The organism is Nonomuraea sp. NPDC050663 (assembly GCF_044456985.1).
In the GTDB taxonomy this organism is placed as follows: Bacteria; Actinomycetota; Actinomycetes; order Streptosporangiales; family Streptosporangiaceae; genus Nonomuraea.
In genome coordinates this window covers 1-15,839 of the sequence record NZ_JBITGL010000022.1, presented here as the reverse complement: position 1 = coordinate 15,839, position 15,839 = coordinate 1, and the positions used below count along the sequence as shown (strand labels likewise).

General features: G+C 71.4%; 14 protein-coding genes. 3 read left to right on the top strand and 11 right to left on the bottom strand.

The annotated features are described in order from the left end of the window. Positions 1 to 26: 26 nt before the first annotated feature. Both cmk and ACIBH1_RS42450 read right to left on the bottom strand, forming a co-directional pair. Entirely contained in the window at positions 27 to 683 is a 657-nt protein-coding gene (gene cmk / locus ACIBH1_RS42455) for a (d)CMP kinase (RefSeq protein ID WP_397319765.1), read from the bottom strand. A 224-nt stretch (positions 684 to 907) separates the two neighbouring features. Further along, the gene (locus tag ACIBH1_RS42450; RefSeq protein ID WP_397319764.1) at positions 908 to 1,489 is read right to left on the bottom strand and encodes an STAS domain-containing protein; all 582 of its coding nucleotides are present in this window, start codon (positions 1,487 to 1,489) and stop codon (positions 908 to 910) included. Positions 1,490 to 1,567: 78 nt separating this feature from the next. On the opposite strand from ACIBH1_RS42450, the gene ACIBH1_RS42445 reads away from it, so the two are divergent. Genes ACIBH1_RS42445 through ACIBH1_RS42435 form a run of 3 tightly spaced genes read left to right on the top strand, consistent with a single transcriptional unit; the run spans position 1,568 to position 6,238 of the window. Further along, positions 1,568 to 2,560, top strand: a complete 993-nt coding sequence (locus tag ACIBH1_RS42445) for a chemotaxis protein CheB (protein ID WP_397319763.1) — start codon at positions 1,568 to 1,570, stop codon at positions 2,558 to 2,560. A gap of 30 nt (positions 2,561 to 2,590) precedes the next feature. Further along, positions 2,591 to 4,417 (top strand): CheR family methyltransferase, encoded by a 1,827-nt coding sequence (locus ACIBH1_RS42440; protein WP_397319762.1) that lies wholly within the window; start codon positions 2,591 to 2,593, stop codon positions 4,415 to 4,417. Positions 4,418 to 4,459: 42 nt separating this feature from the next. Next, positions 4,460 to 6,238, top strand: coding sequence for a SpoIIE family protein phosphatase (locus ACIBH1_RS42435; protein WP_397319761.1), 1,779 nt, complete (start codon positions 4,460 to 4,462; stop codon positions 6,236 to 6,238). A 13-nt stretch (positions 6,239 to 6,251) separates the two neighbouring features. Here ACIBH1_RS42435 and ACIBH1_RS42430 read toward each other — a convergent pair whose 3' ends face one another. From ACIBH1_RS42430 to ACIBH1_RS42390, 9 genes are all read right to left on the bottom strand, one after another. Continuing rightward, positions 6,252 to 7,334 (bottom strand): prephenate dehydrogenase, encoded by a 1,083-nt coding sequence (locus tag ACIBH1_RS42430; RefSeq protein ID WP_397319760.1) that lies wholly within the window; start codon positions 7,332 to 7,334, stop codon positions 6,252 to 6,254. Beyond that, the gene (aroH, locus tag ACIBH1_RS42425; RefSeq protein ID WP_397319759.1) at positions 7,331 to 7,690 is read right to left on the bottom strand and encodes a chorismate mutase; all 360 of its coding nucleotides are present in this window, start codon (positions 7,688 to 7,690) and stop codon (positions 7,331 to 7,333) included. The genes ACIBH1_RS42430 and aroH overlap by 4 nt, the downstream gene beginning before the upstream one ends. Positions 7,691 to 7,756: 66 nt before the next feature. Continuing rightward, the gene (locus ACIBH1_RS42420; RefSeq protein WP_397319758.1) at positions 7,757 to 9,865 is read right to left on the bottom strand and encodes a pseudouridine synthase; all 2,109 of its coding nucleotides are present in this window, start codon (positions 9,863 to 9,865) and stop codon (positions 7,757 to 7,759) included. Positions 9,866 to 9,874: 9 nt separating this feature from the next. After that, positions 9,875 to 10,597, bottom strand: coding sequence for an SMC-Scp complex subunit ScpB (gene scpB / locus ACIBH1_RS42415; protein ID WP_397319757.1), 723 nt, complete (start codon positions 10,595 to 10,597; stop codon positions 9,875 to 9,877). Further along, the gene (locus tag ACIBH1_RS42410) at positions 10,590 to 11,408 is read right to left on the bottom strand and encodes a segregation and condensation protein A (RefSeq protein WP_397319756.1); all 819 of its coding nucleotides are present in this window, start codon (positions 11,406 to 11,408) and stop codon (positions 10,590 to 10,592) included. Before ACIBH1_RS42410 ends, scpB begins: the two co-directional genes overlap by 8 nt. Further along, positions 11,405 to 12,346 carry a ParA family protein gene (locus ACIBH1_RS42405; RefSeq protein ID WP_397319755.1) on the bottom strand — a complete coding sequence of 314 codons (942 nt, stop codon included), beginning with the start codon at positions 12,344 to 12,346 and terminating at the stop codon, positions 11,405 to 11,407. Before ACIBH1_RS42405 ends, ACIBH1_RS42410 begins: the two co-directional genes overlap by 4 nt. 115 nt (positions 12,347 to 12,461) lie before the next feature. After that, entirely contained in the window at positions 12,462 to 13,358 is an 897-nt protein-coding gene (locus ACIBH1_RS42400; protein ID WP_397319754.1) for a tyrosine recombinase, read from the bottom strand. A gap of 11 nt (positions 13,359 to 13,369) precedes the next feature. Further along, on the bottom strand, positions 13,370 to 13,972 hold the full coding sequence (locus ACIBH1_RS42395) for an NUDIX domain-containing protein (protein ID WP_397319753.1): 603 nt from the start codon (positions 13,970 to 13,972) through the stop codon (positions 13,370 to 13,372). After that, complete coding sequence (locus ACIBH1_RS42390; protein ID WP_397319752.1) at positions 13,969 to 15,603, bottom strand: CTP synthase; 1,635 nt, start codon at positions 15,601 to 15,603, stop codon at positions 13,969 to 13,971. The genes ACIBH1_RS42395 and ACIBH1_RS42390 overlap by 4 nt, the downstream gene beginning before the upstream one ends. Positions 15,604 to 15,839: the final 236 nt, after the last annotated feature.

The following is a 15,839-nucleotide window of genomic DNA, read 5'->3' as shown; positions in this document are numbered from 1 at the left end:
CATCCTTTGAGTACCGCACCTGTGCTTCAGGCGCGCTCCTTGACCAGTCTCAACACCGACGCGATGACCTCGTCGAGGTCGAGCGCCGTGGTGTCGAGCTCGACGGCGCCAGCCGCCATCGAGAGCGGATCCGTTTTCCGCGTTGAGTCCAGGGTGTCACGCCGCCGCATCGCGGCCTGCTGCGCCTCCACCGTGGTGCCCGCCAGCTCCGCCGTACGGCGCAGCGCGCGGGCCTCGGCCGAGGCCGTCAGGTAGACCTTGACAGGCGCGTCCGGGGCGACGACGGATCCGATGTCGCGCCCCTCCACCACGATGCCACCCTCGCCGATGATCTCCTGCTGCAGGGCGACCAGGCGCCTGCGCACCTCGGGCACCGCCGACACGGCCGAGACCGCGCCGGTGACCTCCTGCTCCCGGATGGGACCGGAGACGTCGGCGCCGTCGACGTGGATCGTCGGGCCGTCGGGGTCGGTGCCCGAGACGATGCCCGGATCCGCGGCCCTGGCCGCGACGGCCTGGGAGTCGTGCACGTCGACGCCGTGGTGGAGCATCCACCACGTCATCGCGCGGTACATCGCACCGGTGTCGAGGTAGCGCAGACCGAGCTCGCGGGCGACGCCACGCGAAGCGCTCGACTTGCCGGACCCCGAAGGTCCGTCGACGGCGATGACCAGAGCGGACACGGCTCTCCCCAGGCTCAAGGCGCGGTATGGAATCAACCTGTCAAGGTTACCGGCTTCGCCACGCCCTCAGGCCGCCCCACGAAGTGCCCGCCGGGCGGGGGCCAAGGGCAGCGGGCTTGGCGCGGATAGCCGCGAACACGGGCAGCGGGCGAGGGTGGATGACCGCGGACATGGGGCAGCGGACAGGGGCAGCGGACAGGGGCAGCGGACAGGGGCGGAGGCCGTCAGCCGGCGGCCAGGGCCCTTTCGCGGTAGCCGCGGGCCAGCTCCAGGTGGCGGCAGGCCGACTCGGAGCCCAGCCCCGCGTGCAGCGAGGCCAGCGACTCGTGCATCTGCGCCAGCCGCAGGCAGATCAGCGCGCTGCTCTGCCGGGCGATCTCGACCCGCAGGCTCGCCTCCCGCTTGAGCCGATCGGCCCGCTCCAGCGCCGGGTGCCGGGCCGGCTCGGCCGCTTGTCGCACGGACGTGCGGGGCCGGGCTCCGCCGCGCACCCGCAGCGGGTGGCCCTCGACCCGCCCGTGCGGGTAGTCCTGGGGCCAGGCCAGCTCAAGGACGCGGCGCACCATGCCGCCGCCGACCAGCACCAGCCCTCCGCCCAGCCCCCTGAGGTGCTCGTGCAGGTCCTTGAGCACCCGCGCTCCGCCGACGTCGCAGAAGCTGAGCTGTACGACGTTGACCTCCAGGCGCCGCACTCCCTGCCCGGGCAGGGAGGCCAGGCCGGTACGCAACCAGGTGGAGGCCGCGATGTCCAGCTCGCCCACCAGTCGCAGGCTGAGCCGGTCGCGGTCTCTGCGAACGAACTCCACTGTCAGCCCCACCACGGTCCCCTACCCATTTTCGGCGCCACCGCGCATAGTTCGTGAGGATGTGGACAGGGACAGAGAGTGGAGGAGCATCCCGGCCGCGACCTCGTGGTCATCGCGGCATCCGCGGGTGGCATCGAGCCGCTGCGCACCCTGCTGGGCCGCCTGCCCGGCCACCTGCCGGCCGCGTTGATGATCGTCGTCCACATCTCACCGCGCGGAGGCAGCGCGCTGTCCGACATCCTCAACCGGTCCGGACCTCTGCCCTGCTCGGCGGCCCGCGACGGTGATCCGCTCCAGCCGGGCCGGGTCTACGTCGCCCGCCCCGACCACCACCTCCTCGTGCACCAGCAGACCGCGCGCCTGTCGCGCGGCCCGCGCCACAACGGCATGCGCCCGGCGGCGGACCCGCTGTTCCTGAGCGCCGCGCTCGACGCCGGCCCGCGCGCCATGGGCGTGGTGCTCAGCGGAACGCTCGACGACGGGGCGACGGGCAGCGCGGCCATCGAGAGGTACGGCGGCGCCGTCGCCGTCCAGGATCCCGACGAGAGCGCCTTCTCCGGCATGCCCAGCGCCGCGCTGGCCGCCACGGCCGGAGCGCAGGTGCTGCCCGCGGCGAAGATCGCCGACTGGATCGTCACGCACAGCAGGAGTCCCATAGTGACGCACGAGCCGAGAAAGGACCCGGAACTCGAACGGGAGATCGCGCTGCTCCTCCGCCAGGAGGCCATCGGCACGCCGGTGGGCAAACTGACGGCCTTCACGTGCCCGGAGTGCAGCGGCCCGATCTACGAGGGCCCGCCCGAACGTTACGAGTGCAGGGTCGGTCACGCCTGGTCCGCGCAGTCCATGATCGAATCGCAGGGCGAGTCGGTGGAACGGGCCCTCTGGATGGCGATCCTGCGCCTGGAGGAGCGTGCCCGGCTCCTAGACCGCATGATGCGTTCGGCCCGCGAGCGCGGCCAGAACCACACCGCCCAGCGCTTCGAGGAGGACCGCGATGGGACACGGGAGGCCCTCGAGACGCTCAGGGAACTCCAGCAGCAGATCGGCGGTGCTCCGACCGCCTCCTGAGCAGGCCGATCAGGCGTAGGGTGGTCTGCTGTGAAGGCGGAAGACGACCGGGAATTCGACGATCTCCTGTTCATGCTGAAGGAGACCCGCGGTTTCGATTTCACCGGCTACAAGCGCACCACCCTCATGCGCCGCATCAGCAGGCGTCTCGAGTCTCTGAAGCTGCAGGACTACGGCGAGTACCGCGACTACCTGGAGCTCGAACCCGAGGAGTTCGGCCGGCTGTTCGACAGCCTGCTCATCAACGTCACCAGCTTCTTCCGCGACCCGCCCGCCTGGCAGACGCTGCGCGAGCAGATCATCCCCGCCCTGCTGGCGGGCAAGCCGTCGGGCAAGGCGATCCGGGTGTGGAGCGCCGGGTGCGCGACCGGCGAGGAGGCCTACAGCCTGGCCATGGCGCTGGCCGAGGAGCTCGGCCACGACGCCTTCCGCGAGCGGGTCAAGATCTACGCCACCGACCTCGACGAGAAGGCGCTGCAGGTCGCCAGGGCCGCCACGTACGGCGAGCGGCAGCTCGCCGACGTGCCGCCCGAGCTGCGCGAGCGCTACTTCGAGGCCGCCGACCAGGGGTTCGCCTTCCGCCGTGACCTGCGCCGCCAGCTCATCTTCGGGCGCAACGACCTGACCCGCGACGCGCCCATCTCCCGCGTCGACCTGCTGCTGGCGCGCAACACGCTGATGTACTTCAACACCGAGACCCAGCTCAGCATCGTGCGGCGGTTCCACTTCGCGCTGGCCAGCCCCGGCTACCTGTTCCTGGGCAAGGCCGAGATGCTGCTCAACCACAGCGACAAGTTCGAACCCGTCGACCTGCGGATGCGCCTGTTCAAGAAGGTGCACAACGACACCGGCCACCGCTCGCCGTGGATCTCCGGGCCCACGCTCCAGGATCCCGGCACCCGGGTGACCGAGCTGGAGCACGCCGCCCTGGCCGCCGGGCCCGTCGCGCAGATCGCCCTCGACCTGTCGGGCCATCTGGCGCTGGTGAACAGCCGCGCGGAGGTGCTGTTCAACCTGAGCCCGCGCGACGTGGGGCGGCCCTTCCAGGACCTGGAGGTCTCCTACCGGCCGGTGGAGCTGCGCTCGGTGATCGAGCAGGTCCAGGTGGAGCTGCGGCCGGTCGAGCTGCGCGAGGTCGTCTGGCACCGGCCGGGCGCCGCCGAGGCCAGCGTGTTCGACATCTCGGTGACGCCGCTGCAGGATCCCGACGCGTCGCTCGTGGGCGTCGGCATCAGCTTCTACGACATCACCCGCTACCGTCGCCTGCGCGACGACCTGGAGCAGGCCAACAAGGAGCTGGAGCACGCCTACGAGGAGCTCCAGTCGCTGAACGAGGAGCTGGAGACCACCAACGAGGAACTCCAGTCCACCAACGAGGAGCTCGAGACCACCAACGAGGAACTCCAGTCCACCAACGAGGAGCTGGAGACGATGAACGAGGAGCTGCAGTCGACCAACGACGAGCTCCAGCACATCAACGACACACTCAACGCGCGCAGCATCGAGCTCGACCTGGCCAACGACTTCCTCGCCTCCCTGGTGCGCAGCATCGGCGACGCGGTCGTGGTGATCGACGTCGAGGCCCGGGTGCTGGTGTGGAGCCCCGGCGCCGTCGACCTGTGGGGGCTGCGCCCCGAGGAGGCGGTGGGCAAGCCCTTGGAGAGTCTCGACATCGGCCTGCCGTACGACCAGGTGGCCCCGCACCTCGGCGGTGACCTCTCCGGCGAGCTGACCGTCGACGCGGTCAACCGCCGGGGCCGGCCCACCCGGCTGACGATCCAGCTCACGGGCCTGCGCGCGGAGGGCGGATCGCCCCAGGGCGTCATCCTGGTGATGAATGTGGAGGACAACTCCTGAGAATTCCGCTCGCTCACAGTTACGGTCCGCTACCCTCGGTCCATGGATGGCGCCCGGGTCGCCGAGATGACGTTGAGCGAGCGGATCTCCGCTCTCAAGGCCGTGTCCCACCTCGACCCTGCGCAGACACCGCAACTCCTCCGGGCGGCCCTGCTCGAACTCGAGCATGCCAGCGAGGAGCTCGCGAGCTATCGCGACGAGATCGCCGCTTCCAGCCGGAGCGGACACCACCACCTGCGGTCGCTGTGCGCGCTGCTCGACCAGATGCCGCTACCGATCTTCATCCTCGACCGCAACGGCGCGATCGTCCGCACCAACCGGTCGGCCGGGCAGCCGTTCGGACGCCGTAAGCAGCAGCTCCAAGGCAAGCCGTTCGCGATCCTGGTCGACCTGCCGCACCGGCCGGTCTTCCGCTCCCACCTCGGCGCCGTGCTGCGCGGCCTGCCCCGGCTGCCGCTGGCCACCCGCCTGTGTCTCGACGGACAGGCCGTCGAGGCGGATCTCACCCTGATCAACCTGGTGGCCGAGGAACAGGTCGCGGTCACGGTGAGCCTGCCGGGCGGCGACGTCGCGACCGCCCGGCCCCTGCCCGACGGGCGGCTCGACGTGATCACCGAGCTGACGACCGTGCTGCTGTCCGACCGCGAGTGCAACGAGGGCTGGCTGCTGCGCCGCTCGGCCGAGGTGCTCACCGCCGCCTACGCCGACCTGGCCGTGATCGACCGCGACCGCGCCGACGGCGCCCGCCACCGCGCCGCCGTCGTCGGCGACCCCGGCGAGCTCGACAGCATCGGCCTGCTCGAGAGCCTGCCGCCGCTGGAGACCCGCTACAGTACCCTGCTCAACCCCATCGACGACGAGCTGGCCCTGGGCCGCGACAAGTCAGGACTGCCCGCGCTCACGCTGCTGCGCGCCGGATCGGCGGTCATCGTCCCGGTGGGGGACGAAACCGGCATGGACGGCACGCTGACCCTCATCCGCCGCTCCGACCGGCCAGGCTTCGACACCGACGACCTGCGCCTGGCCGAACGCATCGGCCGCCACCTGGCGCTGGCCGTGCGCGCCGACCGGGTCCGCCGCGCCCGCACCAGCTCCGCCCACGCCCTGCAGGCCAGCCTGCTGCCGCGCCGCCTGCCCGAGGTGCCCGGCTGCGAGCTGTCGTCGCTCTACACCCCCGCCGGCGAGGGCGAACTCGTCGGCGGCGACTTCTACGACGTCTTCCCCTGCCGCGGGGGCTGGGGGCTGGTGCTGGGCGACGTGTGCGGCAAGGGCGACGAGGCCGCCGCCATCACCGCGATCGCCCGCAACGGCCTGCGCGTGCTGGCCGGGCGCACGGGCGACCCGGCCCAGCTGCTCCACGAGATCAACCAGGCGCTGATCCGCCACCCCGACACCGAACGGTTCGTCACGGCCATCGTCGCGCACGTCGAGCGGGTGAGCGGCGGCATGGCCGTGCGCCTGGCCTCGGCGGGCCACCCGCCCGCGCTGGTCCGCGGCGCCGACGGCGTCGTACGGCAGGCGGAGGGCGGCGGCCTGCCCCTGGGCCTGTTCGACGACGCCCTGTACCCGTGCCACGAGATCAAGCTGGCGTACGGCGAGGCGCTCATCGTCTACTCCGACGGCGTCACCGAGGCCCGCGACGAGTTCGGCCACCTCTACGGGCCGCAGCGCCTGTCGACCGCCCTGGCCGCGGCGCCGGGCTTCACCGCCGACGACCTCATCCACGCGGTCCACGAGGACCTGCGCCGCTTCGCCACCAAGGGCGGAGGCGACGACACGGCCCTGCTGGTGCTGCGCGTCGACGACGAGCCCGAGTTCTAGACGATCGCCCCTTCTAGGGAACCTGCCAGCCGCGCTCGTGCAGCCCGGTGGTGAGCGTGGCGACGGCGTCGGGCTGTACCGACAACTCCGCCATGCCCAGCGGCAACCCGGGCGCGTGCTCCAGCCGTACGTCCTCGACGTTGACGCCGAGCTCGTCGCACACCTGGAACAGGCGGGCGAGCTGGCCGGGACGGTCGCCGATGACGACCTGCACGACCCCGTAGCGCGCGGCGGGACCGCCGTGCTTGCCGGGGATGCGGCCGTGTCCGGCGACGCCGCGCTTGAGCAGCTGGGTGACGTCCTCCGCGGCGGCGGGATCGCCGGTGGCCAGGCCGCGCAGGGCGAGCGCCGCCTCGGCGAGGTCGCGCGACACCGCCTCCAGCACCTCGGCGACCGGGGCCGCGTTGCCCGACAGGATGCCGAGCCACAACCCGGGGTCGCTGCCGGCGACCCGCGTGACGTCGCGCACGCCGGTGCCGGCCAGGCCGAGCGCCACGTCCGAGGCGTCGGCCAGGCGGGCGGCCACGGCGCTCGCGGCCACGTGCGGGGCGTGCGAGACCACGGCGACGGCCTGGTCGTGCTCCTCGGCGGAGACCTCGACGGCGTTGGCGCCGCACAGGCCGATCAGGTCGAGCACGGCCTGGCGGGCCTCCGGCGCGGTCTCGTCGGTGGGGCACAACGCCCAGGGACGGCCGAGGAACAGGTCGGCGCGGGCCGCTCCTGGGCCGGACTTCTCCCGGCCCGCGAGCGGATGAGAACCCACGTAGGTGGACATGTCGCACCCGCGTGCCCGGGCGTCGTCGATCAGCTGCGCCTTGACGCTCGCCACGTCGGTGTAGAACTGGGCCACGCCGCGGCTCTGCAGGCCCTTCAGCTCGCTCGCCACATGAGCGGGAGGCACCGCCACCACGGCCAGATCGATCGTGTCGCCGGCGCTGTGGTCGTAGTGCCACTCCTCGCCGGCGCCCAGCTCGCGCGCCAGCCGTACCGACGTCAGATCGCGGTCGGCCAGCAGCACCTCGACACCCTTGCCGCGCAGGGCCAGGCCGATCGAGGTGCCGATCAGGCCGGTGCCGAGGATCAGAACGGTTCTCATTGGGCTATGTCCTGCCTCAACGCGACAGCGCCGCGCAGATAGACGTGCTGGATCTGGTCGCGCGGGCGGTCGGTCTCGATGTGCGCCATCAGCCGCACCACTCGGGGCAGCGCGCCGGGCACGTCGATCTCGGTGCAGCAGATCAGCGGGACCTCGTGGAAGCCGAGCTTGCGCGCGGCCAGGGCGGGGAACTCGGCGGTCAGGTCGGGGGTGGCGGTGAACAGCACGCTGATCACTTCGTCGGTGGTCAGCTCGTTGCGCTCCATCACCGTCGTGACGAGCTCCGCCGTTCCTCCGATGATCGCGTCGCGGTCGTTGGCCTCAACCTGGATCGCTCCGCGGATCGCCCGCACCATGCGTCGTGCCCCTTCGAAAAAGACGGCTGTCGGGGCCCGGCACGGACCCCGACATGTCCCGACAGATTACAGCTTGACCGCCGCGTACAGCTCGCCGACTTCGTGCAGGGACAGCGCCCGCAGCGTGCCCGGCTTCGTACGGCCCAGCTTGACCGGACCGAACTCGATCCTGGCCAGATCGATCACGCGGTGACCCGCCTCCTCCAGCATGCGCCGCACGACGTGCTTCTTGCCCTCGTGCAGGACGATCTCGACCAGCGCCTGCTGGCCGTGCTCCTGCACGATCGCGAAGCTGTCGGCCTTGACGATGCCGTCCTCGAGCTCGATGCCCTTCTTCAGGCGGCGCGCCAGGTCACGCGGGATCGGACCCGGCACCTTGGCCCAGTACTTCTTCTGCACGCCGTAGCTCGGGTGCGTCAACCGGTGCGCGAGCTCGCCGTCGTTGGTGAGCAGCAGCAGACCCTCGGTCTCGGTGTCGAGCCGGCCCACGTGGAACAGGCGCGGGGCCAGCTCCTGCACGTAGTCGGCCAGGCACGGACGACCGTCGGGGTCCTCCATGGTGGAGACCACGCCGATGGGCTTGTTCAGGGCGTAGTACACCAGGTCGGGGGCGGTCGGGATGCGCTTGCCGTCGACGTGGATGACCTGCTTGGCGGGGTCGACCTTCGCGCCGAAGCGACGCACGACCTGGCCGTTGACGGTCACCCGCCCCTCGCCGATCATCTCCTCGCAGGCGCGGCGGCTGGCCACGCCCGCCTGGGCGAGCACCTTCTGCAGCCGCACGCCGTCGGGAACCTCGGTGGTGTCGCGCTCCTCCTGGTCCCACGGCTCGTAGAAGTCGCGGTCCTTGACCGGGCGGGCGCTCTTGAAGCGGTCGCCCTGACCGCCTGCCGTACGGCCCGCACCGGCGGAGGCGCGGCCGCCGCCGATGGTCTGCACGCCGGGGCGGGCCGACCTGCCGGAGCCTGAGCCGGGGCGAGCGCCACGGCCGAAGTCACGGCTCACACTCTCCCGCGTCGCCCCACCACGACGGTCGCCACCACGGTCATCGCGACGGTCATCACGACGGTCATCACGACGGTCGCCGCGGCGGTCGTCACGTCGGTCGCCGCGGGAGGCGTAGTCGCCGCGCGGGGCGTTGTCGCGCGGGGCGGAGTCACGGGTGCCGTAGTCGCGGGCGCCGTAGCCGGAGCTGGACCCGCTGGACCCACCGGATCCGCCGAAGCCGCGCTCCTGCGCCGAGTCGTCGCGGCGGCCGTAGCGGCCACGGGTGCCCGCACCGGCCGAGGTGTCGCGGAAGTCGTGGCCGCTGTCCACGCGGGAACCACCGCGCCCGGCGCGCGGAGCCGAACGCTCGTCGCGAGGCTCGTAGCCGCCGTCGTAGGACCCGCCACGCGGCCTCCCCGCCCCGTAGGAGCCGCCACGGTCGTCGCGCGAGTAGCCACCGCCACGGGAGAAGCCGCCACGCTCGCCACCACGGTCGCTGCCACGGTTGTCGCGGGAGAAGCCTCGCTCGCCACCGCGAGAGAAGCCACCGCGCTCGCCACCACGGGACGACGCGCCACGGTCATCGCGGGAGAAGCCGCGGTCGCCGCCGCGGTCATCGCGCGAGAAACCGCGCTCGCCACCGCGAGAGAAACCACCGCGCTCGCCACCACGAGACGAAGCGCCACGGTCGTCACGGGAGAACCCACCGCGGTCGCTGCCGCGGGAGTCGCGGCCGGATCCGCCGCGGAAGTCGCGCGAATCGCGGGCGCCGCCGCGGGAGTCGCGCGAATCGCGCGAGTAGCCGCCGCGCTCGCCGCCGCTGTCGCGGTAGGAGCCGCCGCGTGAATCGCCGCGCGAGCTGGAGCCGTACGAGCCGGACGAACCTGAGCCGTACGAGCCGGACGAGTTGGATCCGTAAGAGCCTGAGCCGTACGAGCCGCCCCGCGATCCGCCGCGGGAGTCGCCCCGCGAGTCGCGGGAGCCTGAGCCGGAGCCGCCGCGGCGGTCGTCGCGGCCGGTGGTGCCGCCGGACCTGGAGCCGTCGCGGCCGGCGCGCAGGGAGTCGCGGCCGGATCCGGAGTCGTTGCGGCGCGGCCCTCCGCGGCGCTCGTTCGATCCGAAGGCGGGACGCCCACTGCGTCCACGACCGCGTCCATCACCGGACGGGGTGCTTCGCCTGTTGTTCACTGAACTCTCCTAAGAGTCGAGATTGTCTACGTCGTCGGGGAGGAAAGGCGCGAGCTCGGGAAGCTCGTCGAGGCCCTTGAGGCCCAGCCTTTCCAGGAAATATGCGGTTGTGCGGTAGAGAACCGCCTGGCTCTCCGGATCCTGTCCGGCCTCTTCGACCAGGCCTCTGGCGACGAGGGTCCGCATCACGCCGTCGCTGTTGACGCCGCGTACGGCGGCCACGCGGGCGCGGCTGACCGGCTGGCGGTAGGCCACGACTGCGAGGGTTTCGAGCGCCGCCTGGGTCAGCCGGGTCTGCTGGCCGTCGCGGACGAACCGTTCGACGAGGGGTGCGCAGTCGGCGCGTGTGTAGAAACGCCAGCCACCGGCCACCTCTCTCAGGTCAAAACCCCGTCCGGCCTCCGTGTATTCCGCGGCGAGGGTGCGCAGGGCCTCGGCGACCTCGTGGGTGGGGCGTTCGAGGACCTGGGCGAGGGTGATTTCGGCCACCGGTTCGTCGACGACGAGCAGGATGGCTTCGAGGGCGGCGTGCAGCGTGGGACCGCCGCCCTCCGGGGCCTGGCCGTCTTCAGGGGCCTGGCCGTCTTCGGGGGCCTCGCCGTCTTCAGGGGAGGAGGCCGATTCCCATCCGGCGCCCGGGGCCTGGGCGGGGACGGCGCCGGGGAGGGGCGGGGAGGTCTCGCCCTCGACAGGGCGCCGGGGTGCGGGGAGATCGTCGAGCCGTTCACTCATCGTCGGAGCGGTTCTCTTCCTCGTAGTCGTCACCCACCGCGACGTCGCCGTCGTCGGTGCCGGTCCAGGTCACGTGCAGGTCGCCGAGAGGTTCGATCTGCTCGAAGGTGACCGCTGACTCCCTGAAGAGCTCCAGCACCGCCAGGAATCGGGCGATGACCTCGATGGTGCCCTCGCAGTCGGCGGTCAGCTGCCGGAAGGTGGCCACCCGCAGGCGTCGCAGGTGAGCGACCAGGATAGCGGCCTGTTCGCGCACGCTGGCGAGTGGTTGGTAAACGTGCCCGAGGTTGACGGTCGGCGGCAGCTTGGGGGTGAACGCGCGGGCGGCGATGCGGGCGAGCTGGTCGGGGCCGATGCCGAGCACGAGTTCGGGCAGGAGGTTGGCGAAGGCGTCCTCCATGGGCACGATGCGGGGGTAGCGCAGTGCCTCGCGGGCCATGAGGCCGGAGAAGACGGAGGCGACCTCCTTGTAGGCCTTGTACTGCAGGAGCCGCGCGAACAGCAGGTCGCGGGCCTCCAGCAGGGCCAGGTCCTCTTCGTCCTCGACCTCGCCGGAGGGCAGCAGGCGTGCGGCCTTCAGGTCGAGGAGGGTGGCGGCGACGAGCAGGAAGTGGGAGGTCTGGTCGAGGTCCCATTCGGGGCCGCGTGACCGGATGTAGGAGATGAACTCGTCGGTCACCTTGGACAGGGAGACCTCGGTGATGTCGAGCTTGTGCTTGGAGATGAGGCCGAGCAGCAGGTCGAAGGGTCCTTCGAAGACGTCCAGGTGGACCTGGAAGCCTTGCTGCTGCTCAACCTCTCCCGACGTCACCTACCGATTGTCGCAGGCACCGGCCACCGCGAGAGCACTTCGCGGGCAAGCTCGCGGTAGGCGCTGGCGCCCAGCGAGGTGGGGTCGAAGCTGGTGATCGGCTCCCCGGCGACGGTGGCGTCGGGGAAGCGCACGGTGCGGTTGATCACCGTGTGGTAGACCTTGTCGCCGAAGGCCTCCACGACGCGGGCGAGCACCTCGCGGCCGTGCAGGGTGCGGGCGTCGTACATGGTGGCGAGCAGGCCCTCGATGACGAGGTCGTCGTTGAGGCGCTCCTGGACCTTGATGATGGTGTCCATGAGCAGCGCCACGCCGCGCAGGGCGAAGAACTCGCACTCCAGCGGCACCATGACGCCGTGGGCGCAGGTGAGGGCGTTGATGGTGAGCAGGCCGAGCGACGGCTGGCAGTCGATGAGGCAGACGTCGTAGTGCGGCAGCAGCGGCTTGAGCACGCGGCCGAGCACCTGCTCGCGGGCGACCTCGGTGACGAGCTGCACTTCGGCGGCCGACAGGTCGATGTTGCACGGGAGCAGGTCGAGGTTGTCGACGCCGGTCTCGAGCAGCACGTCCTCGCCGGAGACCTCGCGGTCCATCAGGAGGTTGTAGACGGTCAGATCGAGCTGCAGCGGGTTGATGCCCAGGCCGATCGACAGGGCGCCCTGGGGGTCGAAGTCGACCAGCAGCACCTTCAGGCCGAGCTCGGCCAGGGCGGCGCCCAGGTTGATGGTCGTGGTGGTCTTGCCCACGCCACCCTTCTGGTTGACCATCGCGACCACCCGGGCGGGTCCGTGCGTGTCGCGCAGGACGGGTTCCGGGAACACCGGTCGGGGACGACCGGTGGGGCCGAGATTCCCGCCGCGTTTGGCGGTGTTGGTCTTCGTGTCACCCCAGGGGTTCTCGGGGGTCCCCGGGGTCGAACCATTGGCGGTCACAGTCACCAGCTCGAACCTCCCTGACGGTCCCGAACCGGACCGTCCGGACGGACACTATGGCGTCAGCTTTTGTACGGCAAGGCAACACACCGCATAGCCGCACGTCGGCAAAGACTATAGATCACTGACGGGCACGAGGGTGCGCCGCGGCGTAGACCTCGCGGAGTTTGTCGACGGTCACCAGGGTGTAGACCTGAGTGGTCGTCACCGAGGCGTGGTCGAGCAACTCTTGCACCACCCTAACGTCAGCCCCGCCGTCAATGAGGTGAGTTGCGAACGAATGGCGCAGGACGTGCGGCGACACGCCGTCGATGCCCGCTCTCTCCGCCGCGTTCTGCAGCACTTCCCAGGCGCCCTGCCTGGTCAGCGGCCCGCCGCGGGCGTTGAGGAAGAGGGCGGGCGTGCGGGGCGTCAGCAGGGGTCTGGCGCGCACGAGGTAGGCGTCGAGTGCCTGGCGGGCGTAGGTGCCGAGGGGGGCGACGCGGACGTTGCCGCCCTTGCCGTGCAGGCGCACCTGGTCGGGCTCCAGGTCGTCGACGGCCAGGGCGAGGGCTTCGGAGATGCGCGCGCCGGTGCCGTACAGCAGCTCCAGGAGGGCGCGGTTGCGGAGGGTGAGGGGCGCGTCGGCGGGTCCGGCGGCGGCCAGGAGCGCCTCGACCTCGGCGACGGAGATCGCCTTGGGCAGCGGGCGCGGGCGTCTGGGCGGCCTGACCTCGTGGGCGGGGTCGTGGCTGGCCACGCCTTCGCGCAGGGCGAAGCGGTGCAGGCCGCGCACGGCGGAGATGGCGCGGGCGGCGGAGCTGGCGACCAGGGCGGGGTGGTCGCCGTCGCCCTGGCGCAGGGCCGACAGGAAGGCGAGGACGTCGGCCTCGCCCACCTCGTCGATCTTGCTGCGTCCCAGGTCTCGCAGGTGCTCGAGGTAGCGGCGCAGGTCTCGCCGGTAGGCGGCGAGAGTGTTGGCGGCCAGTCCCTCCTCCACCGCCAGGTGGGCGAGGTAGCTGGACAGCACCGCCTCCACTGGGACTCCCTTCAGGCCTCCGGGGCGTCGGAGGGGCGCAACGTGTGGAAACCCTCGGCCGATGCCGCGTATGCGGCGAGAATACCGGCCACGGCCGGAGAATTGTGGATCTTACCCATCAGGGCAAGTTCCACGGCGTCGGGCAGGGGGATCCACTCCACCGGCATGTCGGTCTCCTCGTGCGTGCGCACGAAGTCGATCTCCACCGGTGACAGGTCGCGCGCCAGGAAGACGCGGATGCGCTCGTTGGTCATCCCGGGCGAGCTCATCAGGTCGACGAGGGTGTACCAGGTGGCGGCCTGGTGCCCGGCTTCCTCGGCCAGCTCCCGTGCGGCCGTCCGGGCCAGCGGCTCGCCCTCGACGTCGCGCAGTCCCGCGGGAAGCTCCCACAGCTGGTGCCCGGCGGCGTGGCGGTACTGCCTGATCATCAGCACCCGGTCGTCGTCGTCGAGCGCGAGCACCGCGACGGAGCCGATGTGCACGATGTAGTCGCGGTCGGCGACGTCGTCGCCCGGCATCTCGACGGTGTCGGTGCGCACGCCGAACACCCGGCCTCGGAAGTGTTCCTTGGAGGCCGTGACCGGCCACTGCTCGGGGTAGTCGGAGATGGTCACTTCTGCCCCGCAAGCGCCGCCGCGACGAGGCCCTTGAACAGCGGGTGCGCGCGGGTGGGGCGGGACTTGAACTCGGGGTGGGCCTGGGTGCCGATGAAGAACGGGTGCTGGTCGGCGGGCAGCTCGGTGTACTCCACCAGGCGGCCGTCGGGCGACAGGCCGGAGAAGACGAGCCCGACCTTCTCGAGCTGCTCGCGGTAGGAGTTGTTGACTTCGTACCTGTGGCGGTGGCGCTCGTCGGCCTTGGCCTTGCCGTACAGCTGGCGGGCCAGGGTGCCCTCGCCGAGCTTTGCGGTGTAGGAGCCCAGGCGCATGGTGCCGCCCATGTCGCGCTCGCCGGAGACGACGTCCTGCTGGTCGGCCATGGTGGAGATGACCGGGTGCTTGCTGTCGGGGTCGAACTCGGCGCTGTTGGCGTCGTCGATGCCGGCCAGGTGGCGGGCGGCCTCGATGACCATGCCCTGCATGCCGAGGCAGATGCCGAGCAGCGGAAGGCGGTTCTCGCGGGCGTGGCGGATGGCGCCGATCTTGCCCTCGATGCCGCGCACGCCGAAGCCGCCGGGCACCAGGACGCCGTCGACGCCCTCGAGCTCGCGGGCGGCGCCCTCCTCGGTCTCGCACTCGTCGGACTTGACCCAGCGGATGTTGACGCGGGCGTCGTTGGCGAAGCCGCCGGCGCGCAGGGCCTCGGTGACGCTCAGGTAGGCGTCGGGCAGGTCGATGTACTTGCCGACCAGGGCGATCGTGACCTCCTTGGCCGGGCGGTGCACGCGGCGCAGGAGCTGCTCCCACTCCTTCCAGTCGACGTCGCGGAAGGGCAGGCCGAGGCGGCGCACGACGTAGGCGTCGAGGCCCTCGGAGTGGAGCACCTTGGGGATGTCGTAGATGGAGGCGGCGTCGACGGCCGAGACGACGGCGTCCTCGTCGACGTCGCACATCAGGGAGATCTTGCGCTTCAGCGACACGGTGATCGGCCGGTCGGAGCGGCAGACGATCGCGTCGGGCTGGATGCCGATGCTGCGCAGTGCGGCCACGGAGTGCTGCGTCGGCTTGGTCTTCAGCTCGCCGGAGGGCCCGATGTACGGCAGGAGCGAGACGTGCAGGAAGAAGACGTTGTCGCGGCCCACCTCGTGGCGGATCTGGCGCACGGCCTCCAGGAAGGGCAGCGACTCGATGTCGCCGACGGTGCCGCCCACCTCGGTGATGACCACGTCCACGTCGGGACCGGCCATGCCGCGGATGCGCTCCTTGATCTCGTTGGTGATGTGCGGGATGACCTGGACGGTGTCGCCCAGGTATTCGCCGCGGCGCTCCTTGGCGATCACGTTGGAGTAGACCTGGCCGGTGGTGACGTTGGCGCTGCCGTGCAGGTCGGTGTCGAGGAATCGTTCGTAGTGGCCGACGTCGAGGTCGGTCTCGGCGCCGTCGTCGGTGACGAAGACCTCGCCGTGCTGGAACGGGTTCATCGTGCCGGGGTCGACGTTGAGGTAGGGGTCGAGCTTCTGCATCGTGACCCGCAGCCCCCGCGCCTTCAACAGCCTGCCCAGGCTGGAGGCGGTCAGGCCCTTGCCGAGACTGGAGGCGACACCGCCGGTGACGAACAGATGCTTGGTTTGCGATGCGCTGCGCAAGGAGTCTCCCGTGGCTCGAGGTGTGGCCTTGTGTCCACGGGCTCTCAGGATATCAAACAACGCCATCCACATGCGTGAACACGTCGGCCGAGCTTGCTCGGCCGACCAGAGACACAGCGGACTCGGGGGGGGGGGGGGGGGGGGGGGGGGGGGGGGGGGGGGGGGGGGGGGGGGGGGGGGGGGGGTGTGGGGGGGGGGGGGTGGGGGGGGGGGGGGGGGGGGGCGCGGGCGCCGGG